We start from the raw sequence: 22398 nt of genomic DNA on the forward strand, positions 1-22398 counted from the left end.
GAGCTGGGGGAGCCGGGGGAGCCGGGGGAGCTGGGGGAGCTGAGGGAGCATTTTTAGGGATGGGTTATTTTCACAAATGACTACTAGCGCCGGATTTAAGAAATCACTAATTGGGTAAATTAATTGGATAAATTTGATGCTTCATAAGCCAGGGTGAAGGATTGTTGATCATGTTGACGAAACCTGTTAAAACTTGGTTGTACGTTCCATAAACTTCTCGACCGACTTGAATATCCATATAGCTACATTTAACAGCAAACTCTATCCAAGTTTGAGTTTCAGCCGCTTCTGCTTCGCAGTCATTTAGTTTAGCGATGAAAGCAGCTTCATATCGTCTTTTACGCCATGCTTCTGCTAGATTGGCACAAACTGAGCGAGAAGAACGACGAATCTGGTCAGTTAAAGAATATCGCTCCTCTACAGGAAATTTTTTGGATAACTCAAAAATTATCATTGCTGAATCAAGCGCCATCTTATAAACTTCTAAGTCTCTATGGCTTTTCAACATGTTTCTACTCATCTTCCTCGACTCAACCCAATACTTATAGCAGTAGACACATCGATTAGGACTTTCGGCACCATTGTAGAGACGCGCCATGGCGCGTCTCTACATAAATGATGTGTCCTAACCGCTATGGCGGTTGCTATACTACTCAAAATCAACTCTAAGTTACTCCTTCCCAGCTTCCCCCGCTTCCCCAGCTTCCCCCGCTTCCCCCGCTTCATTTCACCAGACTACTGCTAGACGGCGCTGTGGGCGACGGTTGAGGGCGCGATCGCTCTAAAATTGTGCTGGCTACTGCCCAGGCGCCAAATGTGGTTAACAAGAGAACGCCGATCCCAATCGCCCAGATCACTACTTTCTTTTGGGGGATAGACTTCACCGACGGTTTAAAACTGGCTACATTGGGACTCTGGGCGGTGGCGTTCAGGTCATTACTGTGGACTAAGGTGGCGGTCATTTTATAGGGACCCATCCGTAGGGTATCTTTAAACGAAATCGGTTGATTGGCTTGACGCAGGGGTCGCCCATTCAGAAAGGTACCGTTAGCACTGCGTTGATCGGTAATATAAATTTGGTTATTTGCCACCGTAATCAGGACATGAAACCGGGAGATCTCTGGGTTAGCCAGTTCTAACCGAGATACCGACTCTCCTCCCCAATACTCTGGCATTTGATCCAATTCTCGACCGATCGCGATCGGTGCAGCTAAGAGCGATCGCTTGACTTCCCCCATTTCTGGATCTTCCCAGGTTAATTGAATATACATAGACGTGGTAGACCTCGAACACCTGCTATAGTAATGGTTCCCGTTTTTTGAGTGATCGTGCAGGCATTCACCGAAACTGCAACGCCTGTTGTCACGTCAAGTTTTTTGGGTCGTCGATTCAACAATCGGGTAAAGGATTTTTGATAACGGTGATGATGATTTGATTCCTATCAAAATCATATCGTTAAAAATAATTACGATAATAGGTTAAGGATGCAGTTTTCCTGTAACGAGGGGTAGGGTATGAGTTTCAATCTTTTCCGTCGCTTTCAATCCACGAATACGGATCAACCCCTCGGTGGACGCTATAAAATCGAGCGTCAACTAGGAATAGGTGGATTTGGTCAAACCTTTCTGGCGCAAGATCTCCATTTACCTGGACACCCTCAATGTGTGATTAAGCAACTTAAACCGAAAACCACTGACCCCGCCAGCCTAGAAACCGCTAGACGCCTATTTGACACCGAAGCTCAAGTTCTCTATCAACTGGGTAATCATGACCAAATTCCCCGGCTGCTGGCACATTTTGAAGAGAATCAGGAATTTTATTTAGCACAAGAATTAATTCTTGGCAATCCCCTCACCCAGGAATTGAAAAAAGGTCAACAATGGTTAGAATCTAAAACCATTGCCCTACTACAGGATATTCTCCAGGTTTTGGCGTATGTCCATGAGCAAAATGTCATTCATCGCGATATCAAACCCTCTAATCTGATTCGCCGCCAGCCGGATGGCAAAATTGTCTTGATTGACTTTGGTGCGGTAAAGCAAGTCACCACCCAATTTAGTCATCCTCAATCGGGACAAACTAATTTAACCATTTCCATTGGTACTCAAGGCTATGTTCCTAAAGAACAGTTGGGTGGACAACCCCGGTTTAGTAGTGATGTGTATGCGGTGGGTCTATTAGGGATTCAAGCCTTAACCGGGACACATCCTCGATTGCTGCGGGAAAATCCAGAGACGGGGGAAATTCAGTGGCGTGATTTAGCCCCTCATGTTAGTCTCAACTTGGCTGAAATTCTGGATCAGATGATCCGGTATGATTTCCGCGATCGCTATCAAACTGCTACCGAAGCCTTAAACGCCCTGCAACGTCTATCCAGCGATATTCCAGCCTCCGATACAACGCAACGATTACCCGATTCCTCAGACACCACAGCATCGATTCCGGGATCAACCTCAACTCAGATTTGGACACCCACTCATCCTCCAACTCCATCCCCATCAACCACCAGTAGTACTCAGTTACCCGAAACCTGGCGGAATTCCCAACCCGCATCAGGGAGTTCGGTTCCCACAATCGTTACACCGGGTTCAAACCCAAAACGAGGGCTTAATCTTTGGTGGGTTGTAGCAATTTTAGGCATTGTCGGCGGAACGGCTGGAGTCGCGACAACACGGCTGATTCCGCAGTTTACCAGCAAAACGACGAATCAGAGTCAGGAGTTAACTGTTAATTCTGCGAACTCTGCAACTCAACCATCGCCCACATCATCCCTTGACTCTTCCCCCACCGAAGAGACAACAACGAATCCCAGTTCAGACTCAAAATCACCTACCTCTGAACAGCCTACTCCTGATACACCAAAAACAGGTGAACAACCGTCTCCTGTTCCTTCACCGGAATCAACTCCTTCCCCTTCTGTGAAAAAGTCACCCCCAGTCACTCAAAATCCTGCACCCCCCAAACCCGCAACGCCAACACCAACTCCCCTAGCGCCAAAGCCAACCAAGGTTCAGCCAACACCATCACCCGTTCCATCGGCTTCTCCTTCCCCTAATACCGCCAACGCCAAAACCCATTGGCAACGCTGCTATGATTTAAACACCCAGCAGCGTCCCCAAGAAGCGATTCAGGCGTGCGATCGCGCTTTAGCCATTAATCCTGATTATCCTGAAGCCTTGTGGAGTAAAGGCGCAGCATTAGATCAGTTAGGAAGACACCAAGAAGCGCTAAACCTCTACGAAAAAGCCACAACCCTGAAGCCAGATTTTGCCGAAGCCTGGATTAATCAAGGTGTTGCTTTAATTTTATTAGGTCAACCGGAGAAAGCGATTCCTATTCTTGATCGCGCCATTCAGCTTAAACCCAATTCCGCCAACGCCTGGATTAACAAAGCCGAAGCCTATATGGAATTAGAACGGTATGATGACGCGATCGCATCTCTAAAAAAGGCGCTGGAAATTCAACCCAATAACGAATATGCTGCAACCATGTTAATCGCAGCCGAGGCGAAAAAATGAAACCTCTATTTTACCGGGGGTTAGAAGAAGCCCGGAACTAAAGTACTCTTTGAGAAGCCGCTCCGCGTCTACGGGCTAAAAGCTAAAACCCGTTAAAACGGGTTAAAAGATATAATTTATAATTTGAATTTTGATTATCTAGGAGCCTATCACCTTTAGTCTAAACGGTAGGGGCGACCCGCTTGCATCAATTAACAACGCCCCTCCACTCAATGTGATCGGGTCGCCCTTTACTCAACCCCATCATAAAGTCAATTGTAGTGGCGTGACACAGCTAAAATTGTGGAATATGTTGTAGGTTTGGTTTCGACTTCGCTCAACTCAACAGAATCTAGGCTAAGGTTCCCTACTACAAGCCGGAGCGATCGCGCAATTGTCTAAACTAGATCAACTTGTATATAGACACTAGCATTGATTAGAGTACATAGCTTTGTGACAGGACTTTGAACTTATTATCGGGTGGTGTGGCTTACTAACAAAGATACAATATCTCCGTTAAAATGATTGAAATAATCGCCGAATAATCTCTACTATAACCCCAATATAAATGATCAACCTAAAAAATGAAGACCGCCAACAATTAATTGCACTGCTCAAAGACATTCCCGAACTGAGTAACGAGCGATCGCGTCGGCAATTCTTGGCAGAGGCGGGCTTGACGCCATTGCTGCCAAGGCTGGATCTTTCGGGTTCTCCGTTTGTTGCGATTAGTGAAATTATCACTAATTTGTTGAATTATGGGCGCTTGAGTTATGACCGTGAGGCGTTGGGTGTGTTCTTGAATGCTCTCAAGATTTTTAATATTGTTGGTGTGCAGCAACAGCAGTTTGTTGATCGACTTTTAACGGACTATGAAATGATGACGCCGATTGCCACGTTACCGCCGATTGATCAGTGGCAAGGTCGAGAAACGCCTACAGATATTTTTGAGAAGATTATTGGGGAAAGTACGCTGCGTCCGATCGCGTTTCTTCAACAGGGAATAAATGTGGCGCGTTCTGTGGCGTATATTGGGGTTCGCAGTCCTCAAGGAAATTGGTCGGGATCGGGGTTTTTAATCGGGGCGGATTTGCTGTTGACGAATCATCATGTTCTCCCCCGTGCTGATTTGTTACCCCATACGATTTTTCGGTTTAATTATGAGGAAAATTTTCAGGGAGAGGCACAACAAACCGATGAATATCGCGCTCAGGTTGATGGGATTTTTCAGACAAACTCGGCTTTAGATTATACTTTGGTGCAATTGGTTGGAGAACCGGGGACTCAATGGGGATGGTTATCCTTGGTGGAGACAACAATTCGGCGGCGGGAACGGGTTAATATTATTCAGCATCCATTAGGTCAACCGAAACAGATTTCCCTTCAAAATAATTTTGTTGAGTATTTAGGGGGAGATGTGGTTCAGTATGTCACGTCTACGTTAAATGGTTCTTCGGGTTCACCCGTGTTTAATGATCGATGGGATGTCGTCGCCCTGCATCATGCGGGGGGAAATATTCTCGAGCCGACTACACAACGCCGTTATTTTCGGAATGAAGGCATACTGGTAAGTAGGATTCTCGCTGATTTGCCTCCGGAACTGGCAGAACGGATTCGTTCAGGGGCAACAGCTTAATCCTGAAGCCCAAAGACTGTCTGGAATAGCTGTTAGTGATGAAACTCAAGCCCCAACTATTACGGTTTTTGGTGAGAATGCCAACCACTCAAACCGTGAGAGAACGTAAAGCACTCTTGGCTTACCTGGGGTTTGAACGCCTAAGCAGCAAAATTAAGTGGGACAATAGCAATAATTTTGTCTTTTTTACGGAACTCGTCGAACTGCTGACTTCGGAAGGAAAGAGTGAGTTGCTTTCATTTCTGAATAATCTGGTGGAAATTGAGTGGATTGGTCTAGAGGATCAACAAAAACTCAGGTGTTTAATTGCCGATATTGGCGCTTTGGATGATCAGGGATGGGAGTACGAGTTCCGAGGTGAATCTAATCGCCAAAAATCATCCTCCATTCCTTTCATCTTACCCCAGCTTGATGTCTCCACATTTACCGGGCGAGAGCAAGAATTGCAACAACTCGAAGATTTACTCCTCCAGCGCCAAGGGTCAAAACTGTGCAGCATTGTTGGGTTAGCGGGTGCGGGGGGAATTGGTAAATCAGCCCTCGCTTGTCACTTTGCTACCCAGTATCGCGGGGAGTTCCCCGATGGGGTGATTGGGATACAGGTGAATGGGAAGGATGTGGATACCATTGCGCGGGAGTTTGTTCGCCGGATTGGGGCGGAACTTGATCCGGAGGATGAGCGAGATGCTGCCACAATTATGCAGGAAATGTTTGTTCATCGGCGGATGTTGCTGATTTTTGATAATGCGGATCAGCCAAAGATTAAGGTATTACGTCCAGGTGGGAATCGATGTGCCGTAATTATTACAACCCGCGATCGCAATCTCCCTTTATCCTTGGATATCCCCGATCAAGGTACGATTGACCTTCCTCCCCTTCCGGAACCCGATTCCTGGCTTTTGCTACAGCGGATTTTGGGTGAAGAACGGGTGGTGGCGGAGGAGGAAGCAGCGAGGGAAATTATTCAGTTAGTCGGGAACTTACCCCTAGCGTTACAAATTGTCGGTGCAGCATTGCGGCAAAAACGGCGGAGTTTGGCAGATTATGCGGCATCATTACGGGAAGAAAAGACGCGATTAACTCGACTGAAAGTGCGAGGAGACGAGGAGTTAAATGTCATTGCCTCGTTAACCTTAAGTGTAGAGTTACTTGAGCCAGACGAGATTGACTTTTTTGCCTGTCTGAGTGTTTGTGCTAAAGAGGGGTTTTCCCGGCGCACAGCGATGGTAGTGGGGAATTGTCAGGACGAGTGGACAGCGCAAGAGTATCTGGATTATCTTCACCAACTTTCCCTGCTTAATTATGCGGAGGTGGGAGAAAATCGGTTTGTTTTTCACCCCCTGATTCGCTTATTTGCTCAGGAATTGGCAGAAACGCGCCAGTTACAAGAGGTGGCGGCGGAACGACACGGGCAGTTTTTTATCGAATTGGTGAAATCCAGTGAGGTCACTAATCGAGCGATCGCGGCTGAAATAGCAGAGGACTTAGACGACATTATTCTGGCAGCCCAGTGGTTACAGCGACAGGAAACAGCCGATTATTCATTTGCCGATTTCCTTAACTTATTTTTTGAAGAATATGCTTATTGGCAACAGGCTATTGAGCTGATGTCAGGATTTCAAGTATTGGCAGAACGTTGTCAAGACTGGGAAACTGTTGTCATTTTTTGTACGCGACAGGCAAAATATTTATCTTTACAAGGTGAATTGTTAAAAGCGGAGGAGGTGCTAAAGCCGATTCCAGAATTCCTTGGCCGAATTGAGGAATTAAAGACTCGTCAGCATTATCAGGTAAAATGGCTGACTCGGTTGGGTAATGTACTACAGCGCCAAAGACGGTTTAATGAGGCTGTGGATGCTCTGCAACGTGGTGTTGACATTGCTGAAGCATTGGATGATTCAGAAAGCTTACGAAATGTCCTAGATAGTTTAGGTCGGGTCTTACGACAGCAAGGATCTCTTGAACAAGCTGAAGCTATTCTCCAGCGTTGCTATCTTCTTGAAGAGGAATTGGGCGATCAACATAGTCTCAGCAAAATAGTCAATAGTCTAGGCTTAGTATTCCAAAAACAAGGACGGTTTGATGAAGCTATCCAAGCTTTCCAACGTCGGATTGAGATCAGCCAAGCTATCGATGACCAACGCTCATTGGCAATTGGACTTAACTGCTTGGGTGGAGTATTCCAGCAGCAAGGACGGTTTGATGAAGCCATCCAAGCTTTCCAACAGGTGGTTGAGATCAGTCAAGCTATCGATGACCAACGCTCATTGGCAATGGGATTTAACTGCTTAGGTGGAGTATTCCAGCAGCAAGGACGCTTCGATGAAGCTATCCAAGCTTTCCAACGGGTGGTTGAGATTAGCCAAGCTATCGATGACCAACGCTCATTAGCAATTGGACTTAACTGCTTAGGTGGAGTATTCCAAAAACAAGGACGGTTTGATGAAGCTATCCAAGCTTTCCAACGTCGGATTGAGATCAGCCAAGCTATCGATGACCAACGCTCATTGGCAATTGGACTTAACTGCTTGGGTGGAGTATTCCAGCAGCAAAGACAGTTCGATGAAGCTATCCAAGCTTTCCAACGTCAGATTGAAATCAGCCAAGCTATCGATGACCAACGCTCATTGGCAATGGGATTTAACTGCTTGGGTGGAGTATTCCAGCAGCAAGGACGGTTTGATGAAGCTATCCAAGCTTTCCAACGTCAGATTGAAATCAGCCAAGCTATCGATGACCAACGCTCATTGGCAATTGGACTTAACTGCTTAGGTGGAGTATTCCAGCAGCAAGGACGGTTTGATGAAGCCATCCAAGCTTTCCAACAGGTGGTTGAGATCAGTCAAGCTATCGATGACCAACGGAGTCTAACCATGGGACTTAGTAGTATCAGTAGATTACTACAAGAACAAGGTCAGATTGTAGAGGCTATCGATACTCTCTATCGTATTGTTGCTATTGAGGATAACTTAGGCAATCAACGTGGTTTGGCAATGACTCTGAGTAGTTTGAGTGGCTTACTACGAGAGCAAGGTCGGATTGCAGAGACTCTCGATGCTCTTGAGCGCATAACCACAATCGAGGAACAGCTAGGTAATCAAAATAGTTTGGCAAGAACACTTAACAGCTTAGGCATGGTTCTGCTTGATCAAGGTCGCTTTGATGAAGCAGCAGATGCTCTCCAACGTAGTGCTGAGATTAACAAACAACTTGATGATCAACACAACTGGGCGATCGCACGCACCAGTCAGGCGGTAGTATTACATCAGCAGGGGTGTTTCTGGTTACAGCAGCACAGGTGTTTAGACGAAGCGGAACAAGTTCTCAGGCGTAGTCAGGCTATCTTCGAGGAGTTGAATGACCAACATAATCTGGCGATGGTATTGAATAGTTTAGGTGGAGTGCTAAAGCGACAAAGGCGTCTTGATGAAGCGGAGGACATTCTCCGAAGCAGCCAAGCTATTTCAGAACAATTAAATGACCCCCAATCTTTAGCTATGGTATTAAACAGTTTAGGTGGAGTGCTAGAGCGACAACATAAATGGCATGATGCTGAGAAAATTCTTCGCCGCAGCTACGATTTAGCCCATAAACTGGAAGACCAACGCGGACAAGCCATTATTCTGAATAGTTTAGGTCAGGTACTCTACAAGCAGGGAACCGAAGAGAAAATCGAGTTAGCTTTCATGTATTTCCGAGCAAGTGTAAAACTGGGTGAACAACTAGACGACTCATCCCACCTCGCCAAAGTTCACACAGCCATGGGTCAAGCCTTTCTTGCCAAAGGTGATACAGAACAGGCAATTATCGAATTTGACAAAGGTTTCACCATTGATGAGCATTTGCAAAATCCTCGCGGACTCCAGATTGTAACAGGCGAATTGACTTATGCTCTCACTAAGCTAAACCGACGTGAGGAAGCCATCCGTTATTGTCAAAGAGCGCTAGCTGTTGCACCAGAAAACCAACGACTCCTGCATCTGTCTGAGCGACTCTCATCACCATCCAAACCAACCGCTAAACCTGTATTTAAACAAGGTTCAGTCAAATTTATCAAATACCACGAGCAAGGTTATCACTGGGGATATATTATCCCCGATGATGGCAGTAGGGATATTTATTTTCGCGAAGGGTATATCAATTCCCACTGTTTATCCAAGTTGGCAAAAGGCACACTTGTTGAAGTCGAAGTCAAGCAAAACGCCAAAGGAGCTTGTGCTAAAAATGTTAGGATAATCTCGAATTGAGAACAGAAGGCAGAGAACAGAAGGCAGAGGACAGAAGGTTGATGACTGAGATGTATAAATATAAAGCCTATCATGAACATGGTTTAAGGCTCAATTGTAAGAGCAGGTTTAGCCGTTTAATTCGAGTATTTACCGATAACCTCTCAACAAAACCCGCCCTTCCTTATCTATCTGATACTGTCCCTCTCCTGAAATCTTGCCACACCAATAATAAATCCCCCGTTACCGTGAGGTGGGCAAACGAAACAAACGATAACATCAGCATTTTTAAGTTGATAATGTTTGCCCACCCTACAGGATAAAAGCTACCAACTTCAGCAATAACCAGCGAGAATGAACAGAGCGATCGCGTATTTGGATAAACTAGATCGAGTTGTACATAGACACCAGGATGGGTCGGAGTATCTCTATGTCTCTGCAAGAGTTCAAAGAACAGGTCAACCAATTAAAGGAGTTTTATATGAGTCAATTTATTATTCTCAATCAAGGGAACTCCTGAACAAGTAAACTGAGAAAAGCCTTAGCGATCGCAGATGAAAAAATTAACTCCAAGTTTAGAGTTTGTAGTCAGCGCTTTAGCGCTGATGGTACTAAAGTACCAACTACGAACCCAGTTTGATAACCTGCTTCTCACCGAGGACTTGGGTTCAGGGCTTCAGTTGATGACGCCAAGGAACATAATAGTATAGTTAGCTCTATCACTGTCGCTCATCCCCAGTCACCATCGTGTCCCAGGTTGTTCTCGAAAACGTCTACAAAAGCTTTCCTAGTCGCCAGGAGGGGTCAACTGTCGCGCCTGTGACGACAGAACCCTTGCTCACTCCTACGGATGAAGCGCCACTGGTAGCCGTTGATCAATCCTCAGCGTCATCGGGAAACGTCAATGTTTTGCGGCGGATTAATCTGAGAGTCTACGATGGCGAGTTTATGGTACTGGTGGGTCCTTCGGGTTGTGGCAAAAGTACCCTGTTGCGGGTGATTGCGGGATTAGAGGAATTAACCGGGGGAAAAATTTGGGTAGGCGATCGCATGGTGAATGATTTACCGCCAAAAGCCCGTAATATCGCCATGGTGTTTCAAAATTATGCCCTTTATCCACACCTGAGCGTCTATGATAATATTGCCTTTGGCTTACGGCGGACAAGGGTGGGATTAGACTACGAAAAGGCTAGCACCGAGAAGCCGCTTTGGGTGGAAAATGCTTTAATTAGGATGACGCGATCGCTTCCCAAACAATGGCGCTATTTCTCCGATCGCGAACGGGCGATTGATGATCAGGTGCGCTATGTCGCCCAACTCCTGCAAATTGAACCCCTGCTGAATCGACGCCCCAAACAGCTATCCGGGGGACAAAAGCAACGAGTCGCCCTCGGGCGTGCGATCGCCCGGAATCCCCAAGTCTTTCTCATGGATGAACCCCTCTCCAATCTAGACGCCAAACTCCGGGCTCAAACCCGCAGTCAAATTGTGCGCTTACAACGCCAATTAGGAACCACCACCCTCTATGTCACCCACGATCAAACCGAAGCCATGACGATGGGCGATCGCATTGCGGTAATGAATCAGGGGGAAATTCAGCAAATCGCCCCTCCCCTAGAACTCTATAACCACCCTGCTAATCGCTTTGTCGCCGAATTTATCGGTTCTCCGCCGATGAACTTTATTCCGGTTCAAATTAAAGCCCCCCTGCTGATTCAGCATCGCCAATTTCGGCTCACGCTTCCAGAGATTTGGCAACCCTTTCTGCAAGACTATGATGGACGATCTTTAATTTTAGGAATTCGTCCCGAACATTTGAGTGTCAGTGTTCCCGCCCCGAAAAACTTATCGGTTACTGTTGAACAAGTCGAAGCCTTGGGCAATGATACCTATTTATTAGTGAAACTGGATCGGAAGATTCGATTACAAGCCCGAATACCTGCTGATCATGTCGTCAAAGTTGGCGATCAAATTTGGTTATCGATTAATGCGGATAAAGTTCATTTCTTTGATGAAAGAACAGGTAAAGCGATTCGGTCTAATTAGGGGTTGCTGAATAAGTCTTGTGGTGGGGAGAGGCAATAGGGAATAGGCAATGGGCAATGGTTTCAAGCCTCTGTCGAGGGAAAATTTGGCGCTGGCGGAGGCACAAATTCCAGGGTTTTGACGGTTATAGTGTAAAAACCTTGCACTTGTTGGGTAGAGAAATGGCTTAAAACCCTTATTTGGTCTAGCTTCCACACTCATGCAGCAAGCCCTAATTAGGGTTTGTTGAATAAGTGGTGAGGTGAGGGGGAGATGGGGGAGATGGGGAAGATGAGGGAGACACAAAAAGTGTGGGTAGGAGGGAACAGTAGTGCGAGCGTCTCGCTCGCTATTGGTTTTTCACCGAAAATTCAGAGCAAAAAATTATTGTGGAGAGAAATTACAGCAGTTTGCTCTGCTATGCGGTACATTGTCGATCCCCCTAAATCCCATAAGCAAAAAAAGCGAAGCATCCGCTGGCTTCCCCCTTAAAAAGGGGGACGGGAGGGGGATCAAATAGGGGGACATGGAGCGCTTCCCTCTGCTACCTGGAGCGTTAAATCAACTACTAAATTTTCCCATCAACTCCCTCAAGAATCATGAACACGATTCAAACGCAGCCGAAAATATTGACAATACAAATCGCACCGAGGCGTCACTTCATTCCCTTGCAGATTCACCAATCCCATACTGTGTAACTTAAATCCTTGCATCGGTTCCAATTGTATCGGAGAATCCGCCGTCACTACCTTTTTTAAAGCAGTAGCCAACTCAGGATGTTGAGATAAATTCCACATAAGTCGCCGCAAATGATCGCCATACAATCCAGCATCGGTTGGCGCTGTCGCTAACAGTTGAGTTAACGTAATTTCTTGACGGGCGATCGCGTACAGCGCTAGTCTGATTAAATAAGGATGACCCCCAACCATTGCCATTAATTGTTCCACCTGATTCGATTCCCAGGCTAATCCGTGACGCTGGGCTAAATCTTGAACTTGTTCGGCTGCAAATTCCGGTAAATCAATCGGTAATCCTACATTAAATGGAGACTGATTAATATCCATAGGAATATAGGCTTCCGTCGAATGCACCACAACTAATCGCAATTTACGCCATATTTCTCGATTTTTCGCCTCTTCATGCCACGATCGCAACAAGCCCAAAAAATCTGCCGCGAGTTCAGGATAATGAAATACCCGATCCACTTCATCTAACCCTAACACCAACGGTGTGGCAATCGTTGCCAATAAATACCGCTCAAAATAGGACTTACAACTCACTTTACTGCCAAAAGTTTTACTCCAATACTTCTCCAAGCGATCGGGTAATTCCAGTTCTAGGGTAATCACCGCACAAAACCACTGCAAGAAGCGATCTAAATTCGTAAAAACGTTACTATCCGCTAATTGAAAACTTAACGGAACAGTGGCATAATTAAGCTGAGTTCCCCGATGTAAAATCCGTGCCATTAACGACGTTTTACCCATTTGTCGCGGCGCTTTAATTCGGATTAAGGAACCGGGTTTAGCCACCGCTTCATAGCAACGCTGTTCAACACCTGGACGTTCCACATAAAACGCCGAGGCTAACTCAACTTGTCCTCGTGGTAATTCCGGTTCAGCAACAGGTTGAGGCGGATGATTGGGGGTGAGGGAATAGGGACTGGGAAACGTTGCGGATTTGGGATTGCCTTCTGGGGTAACGGTTGGTTGATCACTAGAGAGCCAATCCCGAACTGAGTTTAACACAATCGGTGTATCTTCAGGCGATCGCCATTCTTGCTGGGACACACCTTGAAGATAACCGCGTAAGTCATGGTTGAGTAATGTCCAGGGGCAATTAATCCGAATCGCCAAAATATCGGGTTTCCCCTCCGGGTGTTGATCCCGCCGCCGTTTTGCCCATTGCACCTCTTCGGTTACCATCTCACTCGATGCCGCCAGAGGCGATAATAATAACACCACGCGATCGCAACGGTTTAATTCGGCATAAATTTGCTGCAATCCCTGAGTTGCCATGCGGAGACTACTATTGGCAATGAACACCTGACACCCTTGGGCAGTTAACGCCGTTTCTAATTGCGTCGCAAGGCTTTTATCTGGATCAGTGCCGCAATGATAACTCAGGATAACCTGAGGCTGATTGGTCGCCGCCAGAGTATCCCCTGGGATTAAATTGGGTAAATTATGGGCAATGGCAGTAATTAACTTAGAACGGTGAGATGATCCTTTATCTTCGTCATTGTTTAGGGCAAATATATGACAGATATTCTGGATATGTTTTCGCACCGTTCCTTGAGAAATACAGAGTGCCGCCGCAATTTCACTATCATTTTTCCCGGCGACAAATTTCTGTAAAACTTCCTTTTGTCGCTGGGTAAGTTTGGTAAATGCGTTGGTGAACTCTTGCTGTTCCATTACCCTGAAGTAATAGGTTAATTGTCGGGACAGGTTTAGCCAAAATTGTAGGGGCGGGTTTAGCCACTCAAACGACTTGTCACTACTCAATGAACAACAAAACCCGCCCTCCCCACCGATAACTCTGGGAACCACTTCACCCTCATCCATCGAGGGAGAAGGGGAACCCGAACCATCATAAAAGACGCGCTATTACACGTCTGAAACCTTCTAGCATTAACCTGGCAAATCTGTACTCCCCATCAGGTAGCGATCGCACTCACGGGCAGCACCTCGTCCTTCGTTGAATGCCCAAACCACCAAACTCTGACCCCGGCGACAGTCTCCGGCGGCAAAGACACCGGGAATGCTGGTGGCATACTTCCCATAATCGGCTTTGATATTACTCCGGGCATTGCGTTCTAAACCGAGGGCATCTAGCAGGGGTTGTTCGGGACCTAGGAATCCCATGGCTAACAGAACAAGTTGGGCGGGAATCACTTTTTCCGTACCTGGAACCGGACTGGGAATAAATCGACCTTGCTCATTTTTCTGCCACTCGATTGTCACTGTATGCACCGCTTTTACATGTCCTTTCTCATCCCCCTCAAACTTAGTCGCGGTGGTGAGATATGAACGGGGATCAGCGCCAAACTTCGCCGCCGCTTCTTCCTGCCCGTAATCCATGCGATAAATCTTGGGCCACTCGGGCCAGGGGTTGTCGGGGGCGCGTTCTAGGGGCGGCTGGGGCATGATTTCCAGTTGCGCCAGAGTCTTACACCCGTGACGCAGGGAAGTACCAACGCAGTCAGTACCTGTGTCACCGCCGCCGATAATCACCACGTCTTTGCCTTCAGCGGAGATAAAGTTGCCGTTTTTGCTGTTATCTAAAAGTGCCTTGGTATTGGCAGTCAGGAAATCCATGGCGAAGTGGATACCCTTTAAATCTCGTCCTTCGATGGGTAAATCCCGTGGCTTGGTTGCGCCAGTACAAAGGACTACCGCGTCAAATTCTTTGAGTAGATTCTCGGTGGGGAAGTCTTTACCTACCTCAGTGTTGCAGATAAATTTAACCCCTTCTTGTTCAAGCTGGTCAAGGCGACGCTGGACGACTTGCTTTTTGTCCAGTTTCATGTTAGGGATGCCATACATGAGTAAGCCGCCAGGACGATCTTCCCGTTCAAATACGGTGATCCAATGACCGGCTTTATTGAGTTGGGCAGCCGCACAGAGTCCAGCCGGTCCGGACCCAATAATTGCGACTTTTTTCCCGGTGCGCTTGGTTGGAGGTTCGGGTTCGACCCAGCCTTCCTCCCAGCCTTTGTCAATAATCGAACATTCGATATTTTTGATGGTCACGGGGGGGTTATGAATACCCAGGACACAAGACCCCTCACAGGGCGCTGGACAGACGCGACCGGTGAATTCGGGGAAGTTGTTGGTTTTGTGCAGGCGATCGAGTGCCTCGCGCCATCGACCCCGATAAATCAGGTCGTTCCACTCTGGAATCAGGTTGTTGATTGGGCAACCGCTTGCCATACCCTTGAGCATGGTTCCGGTATGGCAAAATGGTGTGCCGCAGTCCATACACCGCGCCGCCTGAGTTTGGAGTTTTTCCTCTGGCATGGGCAGATGGAACTCATCCCAGTTGCCAATGCGACTGTCGGGTTGCAGTTCCGAGGGCAATTCGCGGAGATATTCGATAAAGCCAGTTGGTTTTCCCATAGTGATGTCTCAAGTTTAGAGTAGGGTATAGTTGTTGCTAAGGTGTCATTCGGTAAATTGGCGATGGTGATGAAGTCCCTAGGCTATTTTGGCGGCAAATCCTCACCAATCGGTCGTTGACGGTGATCGGTGACCAACTAAGCGGATGGAAGACTGTCTAGAGACGTTAAAAGCAACATCTGTACCAAGTCAAAAGTCAAAATCAGAGATATTTTGTAGTCTTTGTTACAGTTTGTCAATCATTTTGGCGTTTAAATGCGAGGCTGAGTTTAATAAAAGGTTAGATTTGCTGCGGTTCAGTGGCTAGGATTCATTAAGGTTTAGGTTTTCATTGAAGACGGCTAGAGATAGAATACAAAATAATTGCTTCTAGGTTTTCATATTTTCACATTTTTTTATAAAGCAACCCCCGTTTCGTTGGTCGGAAGTCAGCCCTGAATTAAAATACTCGAAGAGAAGCCGCTCCGCGTCTACGGGCTAAGAGCTCGCGTCCCGTTTTAACGGGTTAATAACTTTAATTGTGTCCACCTACTTATGACATAAGACGAATGACGAATGACATAAGACAAATGACTTATGCCACAATCAAGGCAGTATTTGAGATAATCGGCAATGGCTTGGTCGGCGGGACAGCAGTTGCAACGTGGCAAATATACGATTGAGAAGGAGTTAGGATCAGGACGGTTTGGGATAACCTATTTAGCACGCGATCGCACGTCCCAACGCTGTGTGGTGAAAACCCTGAGTGATACGTTACTCAATCAGCTTACTCCAGCAGAACTTAATCGGCTTCAGGATAAGTTGTGGCAAGAGGCGGTGAAGTTGGCGCAGTGCAAACACCCCCATATTGTTCGGGTTAAGGATTCGTTTAAAGAAGGTCAGCAGGTTTGTCTTGTCATGGAGTATATTCAGGGGCAAGATTTAACCCATGCTAATCGACTGACCGAAAAAGAAGCCTTACGCTATATTCGCCAAATTGGGTCAGCGTTGATGGTGGTGCATGAGAATAACTTAGTGCATCGGGATGTTCGACCTGCCAATATTATGATGCGTCAGGGGAAACGGGAGGCGGTGTTAATTGATTTTGGGTTAGCGGTGGGATTTGATCACCCGTTGACGACGATTAATCCGACAACTGCCGATGGGTTTACACCCCTGGAATTATATCATGTGGATGCCGAACGCGGCGCTTATACGGATGTGTATTCCTTAGCCGCCACATTGTATCAATTATTAACCGGAGAAAAACCGCCCAGTGTCCGCGATCGCAGTTTGGCAAGGGCTAAATTAAAGCCACCTCAAGACGTGAATCCCAAAATGAGCGATCGCACGAATCAGGCGATTCTGCGAGGGATGGCGTTAGCCCCCGAAGAACGCCCCCAAACGATGCAGGAATGGTTGGATTTATTGGGGGTTGTGCCTCAAATTCCCCAACCCTGGCGTCGTTGGGATTTGACGATGTGGTTAACCATTATTGGCACAATTGCTGGGATTTTGAGTATGATTGCTGGGTTTTTAGCGCTCAAGCCGCCCTCAGCACCACCACCAGAAACTACACCTGAGATTACGCCAACCTCACAACCGATTCAGCCAGAAACACAATAGTACAACTAATATCATGTCCGGTTGAATACCCATCATTACAGTGATGGGTTGAGGGGGAGATGGGGAGAAGTTTTTATTCGGGAAAATTGAACCAAGATAGGACGGCTTCTTCCGGACTGACTATGCTAAACTAGCAGACGGCAAATCCTAAAATCAACCACACTTAGGACTTACGCAAAGGCTCTATATGTAGGGTGTGTTAGCGTAGCGTAACGCACCATTACCACTGTAACGTCTCAGTTATTCAGAATTAATCCAAATAATTCCCCCTAATGGGACAGGCTACTTATTATGCAAATTCGAGACTACTTCAATTTTCTTGCTCCTGATGATATCCGCATTCAGGACAGTCGCATCGGGATTGAAAGCGTTCTTTACGAGTATATTTACCGAGCTAAAACCCCTGAAGAAATCGCCAAACAATTTGAAAGTATTACCCTAGAACAGGTTTATGCGACGATTCTTTACTATCTACACAACACCGAAGAAGTGAGGGCTTACTTGGCAGATTGGTTAGCATTTTGCCGTCAACAGCGAGACGAGCAAAAACAGAATCCTTCTCCGGCACGACAGAGATTCCGTAAATTGAAAGCAGAGTCAGAAGTTCAGCAAAAATATTCTGATTTCACCCTCTTCCCCTAACCCCTTCTCCCATCGAGGGAGAAGGGGAACCGGAATTATTAATGCTCAAAAATGTAGCTGGCTATGTCTTCTCTTGCTCCCCTCTCCCGTGCAAAAAAAGCGATAGCATCCTTTGTCATCCCTCCTTGTAGGGGGGAACGAGGGGGGTTGGAGAGGGGTTGGGGGTGAGGGGGCGATAACTTAACTACGACACCCCTAATCAACAAACATCCTGATTCCATCCACCGATTGTGGCACAATCAAGACAGGATTATCGCAAAAATCATCAATGGTCTGGGTCAACGGACAGCAATTATACGGTCATCGCTACGTCATCGAACGCAAACTCGGTCAAGGTGGCTTTGGTATCACCTACCTGGCAAAAGACAGAAAAGGCAATCCCCTCGTCATCAAAACTCTGAAAGACGAGGTGATGACTAGCCCAGACTTTATCGATTTTCGCGATAAATACGAGCGAGATTTTGAGCGGGAAGCTACCCGATTAGCTGTATGTAGACACCCGCATATTGTCCAGATTGAAAATGTTTTTCATGAACAATCACTCCCCTGTATCGCCATGGAATATATCCAGGGGGAAGACTTATGGCGACGGGTGAGAAATCGCCATCCTTTATCAGAAGCTGAAGCATTAGGTTATATCCAGCAGATTGGGGAAGCGTTGACGGTAGTTCATGACAAAGGATTATTGCATCGAGATTTAAAACCCCAAAATATTATGGTGCGTTCTGGTGTATCAGAAGCGGTACTCATTGATTTTGGCATTGCTAGGGAGTTTATCCCTAATCTTACTCAAACCCATAGTGTTCATGTCACACCAGGGTTTGCGCCGCTTGAGCAGTATGATGAGCAAGCGCATCGGGGAGAATATACAGATGTGTATGGGTTAGCGGCGACGCTGTATTGTTTATTGACGACAAAAGTACCACCGCCAGCATTTATGCGAGTGGTGCGGGATTCGTTGCAACCGCCACAAGCGCTGAATTCAAATGTCAGCGATAGGGTGAATCAAGGGATTTTGGCAGGGATGGAACTACAACCAGAAAAGCGCCCTCAATCGGTGTCGGAATGGTTACAAGTATTGATTCCCCAGAATCCGGGTGATGATTTGAGTTCAGAATGTGGTATCGATTACCGCCGACTGCGAGATTTATTAGCTGCTGGAGAGTGGAAAGCAGCAGATAAAGAAACCTCCGATAAAATGCTGGCGGTAATTGGCAAAGAAAACTGGTGGAATGTTGAAAGAGAAGATATAGAAAAATTTCCTTGTACTGACCTGCGAACGATTGACCGTCTCTGGGTAAAATACAGTAACGGACGCTTTGGTTTTTCTGTGCAAAAGCGAATCTGGCAAAGTGTAGGGGGTCAACCAGGCGTTTTTGATTTGATGATAGACATCTATATTAAGTTTGGTGATACCGTGGGCTGGCGTGTGAATAATAGTTGGTTAAACTTAGAGAACTTTACCTTTAGTCCCCATGCCCCCCAGGGGCATCTCCCAGTGGAGTGTAGTGAGGTGGCATGATCAAGAAGAAGAGTGTAGCATGTTTTTTTATCTCTTCTCTCGCCTCGAGACTTGTAAAATGTAACATATAAAGGTTTCTGCCGAATGTAACAATTTACAACAGAGGCAAAATCCACGAAGTCTTGCGGGTTCTACGTTTCCGATACCTGGCACGATACCTGGCACCGCCCCAAAGCCAAAGAAGCTACCTGGGGATTAAAACAATTAGCCAAGACAAACTTGTCAGCCACCTCATGTACTTCCCCCTCCGGCGCTTCCCACTGCGCCCAAGGTAGAAGCATTTGTCCTGGCGATGACTTTTTCGGTTTTCCCTTAACACTCAATCCCGCTAACAACCGACTTCCCCAATGATTTCGCTTTTCAGGTTTTGGTTGAGGGCGATATTTTTTGCAGAATCCGCGATACTTTGCCGCACATTCATCTAATGTCTTCCCCAAAGATAAAAACGCTGGATGCCATTGCGTCAATCCATCATCACCCAGTCTGTCATGAATACCATAATTACTGAAATCATAAAAAAAGCCCTGCTGCATCCCGGCAGATTTAGGATTAGCGTGGATGTAGCGTAACGTATTTAATGCCCTACGTTTATCCCTATTATCAAAACCTGTACTATGATAGCGTTTTTCCCAAAAATGCCCAGTACGATTCAGCATCCGATTAAAACACATAGCCGTATACCAATTTAGCCAGTGCATGATTTTGGGTAAATCGTCGCATTGCTCCGGTTCAAGCAGATAATGGATGTGATTACTCATGATACACAACCCATACAGTTTAAACCTGTATTTATATTGTGCTTTTTTGATGGCATACAGTAATACTTTCCGACATTCCAAGCGGGTGAGACGAAACTCACGATTATTACAGCGAACGGTGATATGGTATGAGTATCCAGGTTGGAATTCACGAGGCTGGCGTGGCATGACTCCTAATCAATTTAAACTTAATTTGAATGGTACTGACTTAAGCTAAAATTCTGTAAACTGAATAATTGTGCAATGGATAAACTAGAACAATATCGTCAATCTGTCCAGCAAGTCTTAACTAAATATGGCAGCTATAAACCGATAAACGTACAGGTGGACGTACAAACAATTTTTGACACCGAACGCGACCATTATCAAGTGGTGAGTGTGGGTTGGCACAATGAGAGACGAATCCACAGTTGCTCAATGCATATCGATATTAAGCCGGATGGTAAGGTATGGATACAGCTTAATAATACTGAGGCACATTTAGCCGATGAGTTAATGGAATTGGGCGTAAATCGAGAGGATATAGTATTAGGATTTCATAGTCCTTATATGCGGCAGTTTACCGATTTTGCTGTTGGTTAATTGTGGGATTAAACTGTATCTATAGGGAAGCAATTTTCACCCTCTTCCCCTAACCCCTTCTCCCATCAAGGGAGAAGGGGAACCGGAAGTATTAATAATAGAAAATGTAGTCGGCTATATCTTCTCTTGCTCCCCTCTCCCGTGCAAAAAAAGCGATAGCATCCTTTGTCATCCCCCCTCTTGTAGGGGGGAACGAGGGGGGTGGGAGAGGGGTTGGGGGTGAGGGGGTTATAGCTTAAGCTGTCATGCATTTAAATTGGGAATAGGTAGCGAGCAAGATGCTCGCACTACAAGGATTTCGCCATTATTGACATTAAGGTTTAAATGCCGAACAGCTAAACTATGACACCCCTAATCAACAAACATCCTGATGCCATCCAGCGATTGTGGCACAATCAAGACAGGATTATCGCAAAAATCATCAATGGTCTGGCTCAAGGGACAGCAATTATACGGTCATCGCTACGTCATTGAACGCAAACTCAGTCAAGGTGGCTTTGGTATCACCTACCTGGCAAAAGACAGAAAAGGCAACCCCCTCGTCATCAAAACCCTGAAAGACGAGGTGATGACTAGCCCAGACTTTATCGATTTTCGCGATAAATACGAGCGAGATTTTGAGCGGGAAGCTACCCGATTAGCTGTATGTAGACACCCGCATATTGTCCAGATTGAAAATGTCTTCCATGAACAATCACTCCCTTGTATCGCCATGGAATATATCCAGGGGGAAGATTTATGGCGGCGGGTGAGAAATCGTCATCCTTTATCGGAAGCTGAAGCATTAGCTTATATAAAGCAGATTGGGGAAGCGTTGACGGTAGTTCACGATAAGGGCTTATTGCATCGGGATTTAAAACCCCAGAATATCATGGTGCGTTCTGGCGTATCAGAAGCGGTACTGATTGATTTTGGTATTGCTAGAGAATTTATCCCTAATCTTACTCAAACCCATAGCGTTCATGTCACGCCGGGTTTTGCCCCGCTTGAGCAGTATGATGAGCAAGCACATCGGGGAGAATATACGGATGTGTATGGGTTAGCGGCGACGCTGTATTGTTTATTGACGACAAAAGTACCACCGCCAGCATTTATGCGAGTGGTGCGGGATTCATTACAACCACCACAGGCGCTGAATTCAAATGTCAGTGATAGGGTGAATCAAGGGATTTTGACGGGAATGGAACTACAGCCAGAGAATCGCCCTCAATCGGTGTCGGAATGGTTACAGGTATTGATTCCCCAGAATCCGGGAGAGGAGTTTAATTCAAAATGCGGCATCGATTACCGCCGACTGCGAGATTTATTAGCTGCTGGAGAGTGGAAAGCAGCAGATAGAGAAACCTCAGATAAAATGCTGGCTGTAATTGGCAAAGAAAGCTGGTGGAATGTAGAAAGAGAAGATATAGAAAAATTTCCTTGCACCGACCTACAAACAATTGACCGTCTCTGGGTAAAATACAGCAATGGACGCTTTGGTTTTTCTGTGCAGAAGCGAATTTGGCAGAGTGTAGGGGGTCAACCAAGCGTGTATGATTATGACATCTATAAAAAGTTTGGTGATACCGTGGGTTTGCGTGTGAATAATAGTTGGTTAAACTATGAGAACTTTACCTTTAGTCCCCATGCCCCCCAGGGGCATCTCCCGGCTGTGGGATTGTTACGGGTGGTTGTGGTATAATTCGGGGCTTAGGGGTGGTGGGTACCTCTTCTCTCGCGTCGAGATTTGTAAAATTTAACCTATAAAGGTTTCAGCGGATTGTAACGATTTACAACAGAGGCAA

The 22398-nt window shown here is 46.3% G+C and carries 15 protein-coding genes; 9 read left to right on the plus strand and 6 right to left on the minus strand.

The features are described from left to right. Positions 1 to 106: 106 nt before the first annotated feature. Both MC7420_RS03165 and MC7420_RS03175 read right to left on the minus strand, forming a co-directional pair. A complete protein-coding gene (locus MC7420_RS03165) occupies positions 107 to 520 on the minus strand; it encodes a four helix bundle protein (protein WP_044204686.1) in 414 nt (137 codons plus the stop codon). Between the two features lie 202 nt (positions 521 to 722). Next, positions 723 to 1271 carry an FHA domain-containing protein gene (locus tag MC7420_RS03175; RefSeq protein WP_006098693.1) on the minus strand — a complete coding sequence of 183 codons (549 nt, stop codon included), beginning with the start codon at positions 1269 to 1271 and terminating at the stop codon, positions 723 to 725. Positions 1272 to 1514: 243 nt separating this feature from the next. Between MC7420_RS03175 and MC7420_RS03180 the strand changes: the two genes are divergently transcribed. The 3 genes from MC7420_RS03180 to MC7420_RS03190 all read left to right on the plus strand — a co-directional run bounded on the left by MC7420_RS03180 (position 1515) and on the right by MC7420_RS03190 (position 9380). After that, complete coding sequence (locus tag MC7420_RS03180; RefSeq protein ID WP_006098743.1) at positions 1515 to 3518, plus strand: protein kinase domain-containing protein; 2004 nt, start codon at positions 1515 to 1517, stop codon at positions 3516 to 3518. Between the two features lie 547 nt (positions 3519 to 4065). Then, positions 4066 to 5133, plus strand: coding sequence for a trypsin-like peptidase domain-containing protein (locus tag MC7420_RS03185; RefSeq protein ID WP_006098352.1), 1068 nt, complete (start codon positions 4066 to 4068; stop codon positions 5131 to 5133). Positions 5134 to 5171: 38 nt separating this feature from the next. Next, positions 5172 to 9380 carry a tetratricopeptide repeat protein gene (locus tag MC7420_RS03190; protein WP_006098555.1) on the plus strand — a complete coding sequence of 1403 codons (4209 nt, stop codon included), beginning with the start codon at positions 5172 to 5174 and terminating at the stop codon, positions 9378 to 9380. A 163-nt stretch (positions 9381 to 9543) separates the two neighbouring features. Here MC7420_RS03190 and MC7420_RS39080 read toward each other — a convergent pair whose 3' ends face one another. Further along, on the minus strand, positions 9544 to 9801 hold the full coding sequence (locus tag MC7420_RS39080; protein ID WP_006098748.1) for a hypothetical protein: 258 nt from the start codon (positions 9799 to 9801) through the stop codon (positions 9544 to 9546). A 305-nt stretch (positions 9802 to 10106) separates the two neighbouring features. Between MC7420_RS39080 and MC7420_RS03195 the strand changes: the two genes are divergently transcribed. Beyond that, complete coding sequence (locus MC7420_RS03195; protein ID WP_044204691.1) at positions 10107 to 11405, plus strand: ABC transporter ATP-binding protein; 1299 nt, start codon at positions 10107 to 10109, stop codon at positions 11403 to 11405. A 569-nt stretch (positions 11406 to 11974) separates the two neighbouring features. On the opposite strand, the gene MC7420_RS03205 is transcribed toward MC7420_RS03195, so the two are convergent. Then, positions 11975 to 13951 (minus strand): AAA-like domain-containing protein, encoded by a 1977-nt coding sequence (locus MC7420_RS03205; RefSeq protein ID WP_006098461.1) that lies wholly within the window; start codon positions 13949 to 13951, stop codon positions 11975 to 11977. Between the two features lie 66 nt (positions 13952 to 14017). After that, positions 14018 to 15505 (minus strand): glutamate synthase small subunit, encoded by a 1488-nt coding sequence (gltD, locus tag MC7420_RS03210; RefSeq protein ID WP_006098374.1) that lies wholly within the window; start codon positions 15503 to 15505, stop codon positions 14018 to 14020. Between the two features lie 612 nt (positions 15506 to 16117). Between gltD and MC7420_RS03215 the strand changes: the two genes are divergently transcribed. The 3 genes from MC7420_RS03215 to MC7420_RS03225 all read left to right on the plus strand — a co-directional run bounded on the left by MC7420_RS03215 (position 16118) and on the right by MC7420_RS03225 (position 19274). Next, complete coding sequence (locus tag MC7420_RS03215; RefSeq protein ID WP_006098323.1) at positions 16118 to 17110, plus strand: serine/threonine protein kinase; 993 nt, start codon at positions 16118 to 16120, stop codon at positions 17108 to 17110. Between the two features lie 291 nt (positions 17111 to 17401). Next, positions 17402 to 17752: a DUF433 domain-containing protein gene (locus MC7420_RS03220; protein ID WP_006098667.1), complete on the plus strand. Its 351-nt coding sequence runs from the start codon at positions 17402 to 17404 to the stop codon at positions 17750 to 17752. Between the two features lie 268 nt (positions 17753 to 18020). After that, the gene (locus tag MC7420_RS03225) at positions 18021 to 19274 is read left to right on the plus strand and encodes a serine/threonine-protein kinase (protein ID WP_006098344.1); all 1254 of its coding nucleotides are present in this window, start codon (positions 18021 to 18023) and stop codon (positions 19272 to 19274) included. Between the two features lie 131 nt (positions 19275 to 19405). On the opposite strand, the gene MC7420_RS03230 is transcribed toward MC7420_RS03225, so the two are convergent. Further along, positions 19406 to 20200 carry a transposase gene (locus MC7420_RS03230; protein ID WP_006098620.1) on the minus strand — a complete coding sequence of 265 codons (795 nt, stop codon included), beginning with the start codon at positions 20198 to 20200 and terminating at the stop codon, positions 19406 to 19408. Between the two features lie 75 nt (positions 20201 to 20275). On the opposite strand from MC7420_RS03230, the gene MC7420_RS03235 reads away from it, so the two are divergent. Both MC7420_RS03235 and MC7420_RS03240 read left to right on the plus strand, forming a co-directional pair. Next, positions 20276 to 20614 carry a XisI protein gene (locus tag MC7420_RS03235; RefSeq protein WP_006098372.1) on the plus strand — a complete coding sequence of 113 codons (339 nt, stop codon included), beginning with the start codon at positions 20276 to 20278 and terminating at the stop codon, positions 20612 to 20614. Positions 20615 to 20984: 370 nt separating this feature from the next. Next, positions 20985 to 22295, plus strand: coding sequence for a serine/threonine-protein kinase (locus MC7420_RS03240; protein ID WP_006098430.1), 1311 nt, complete (start codon positions 20985 to 20987; stop codon positions 22293 to 22295). Positions 22296 to 22398 lie beyond the last annotated feature (103 nt).

Origin of the sequence: Coleofasciculus chthonoplastes PCC 7420 (genome assembly GCF_000155555.1) — a bacterium.
GTDB classification, from domain to species: Bacteria; Cyanobacteriota; Cyanobacteriia; order Cyanobacteriales; family Coleofasciculaceae; genus Coleofasciculus; species Coleofasciculus chthonoplastes_A.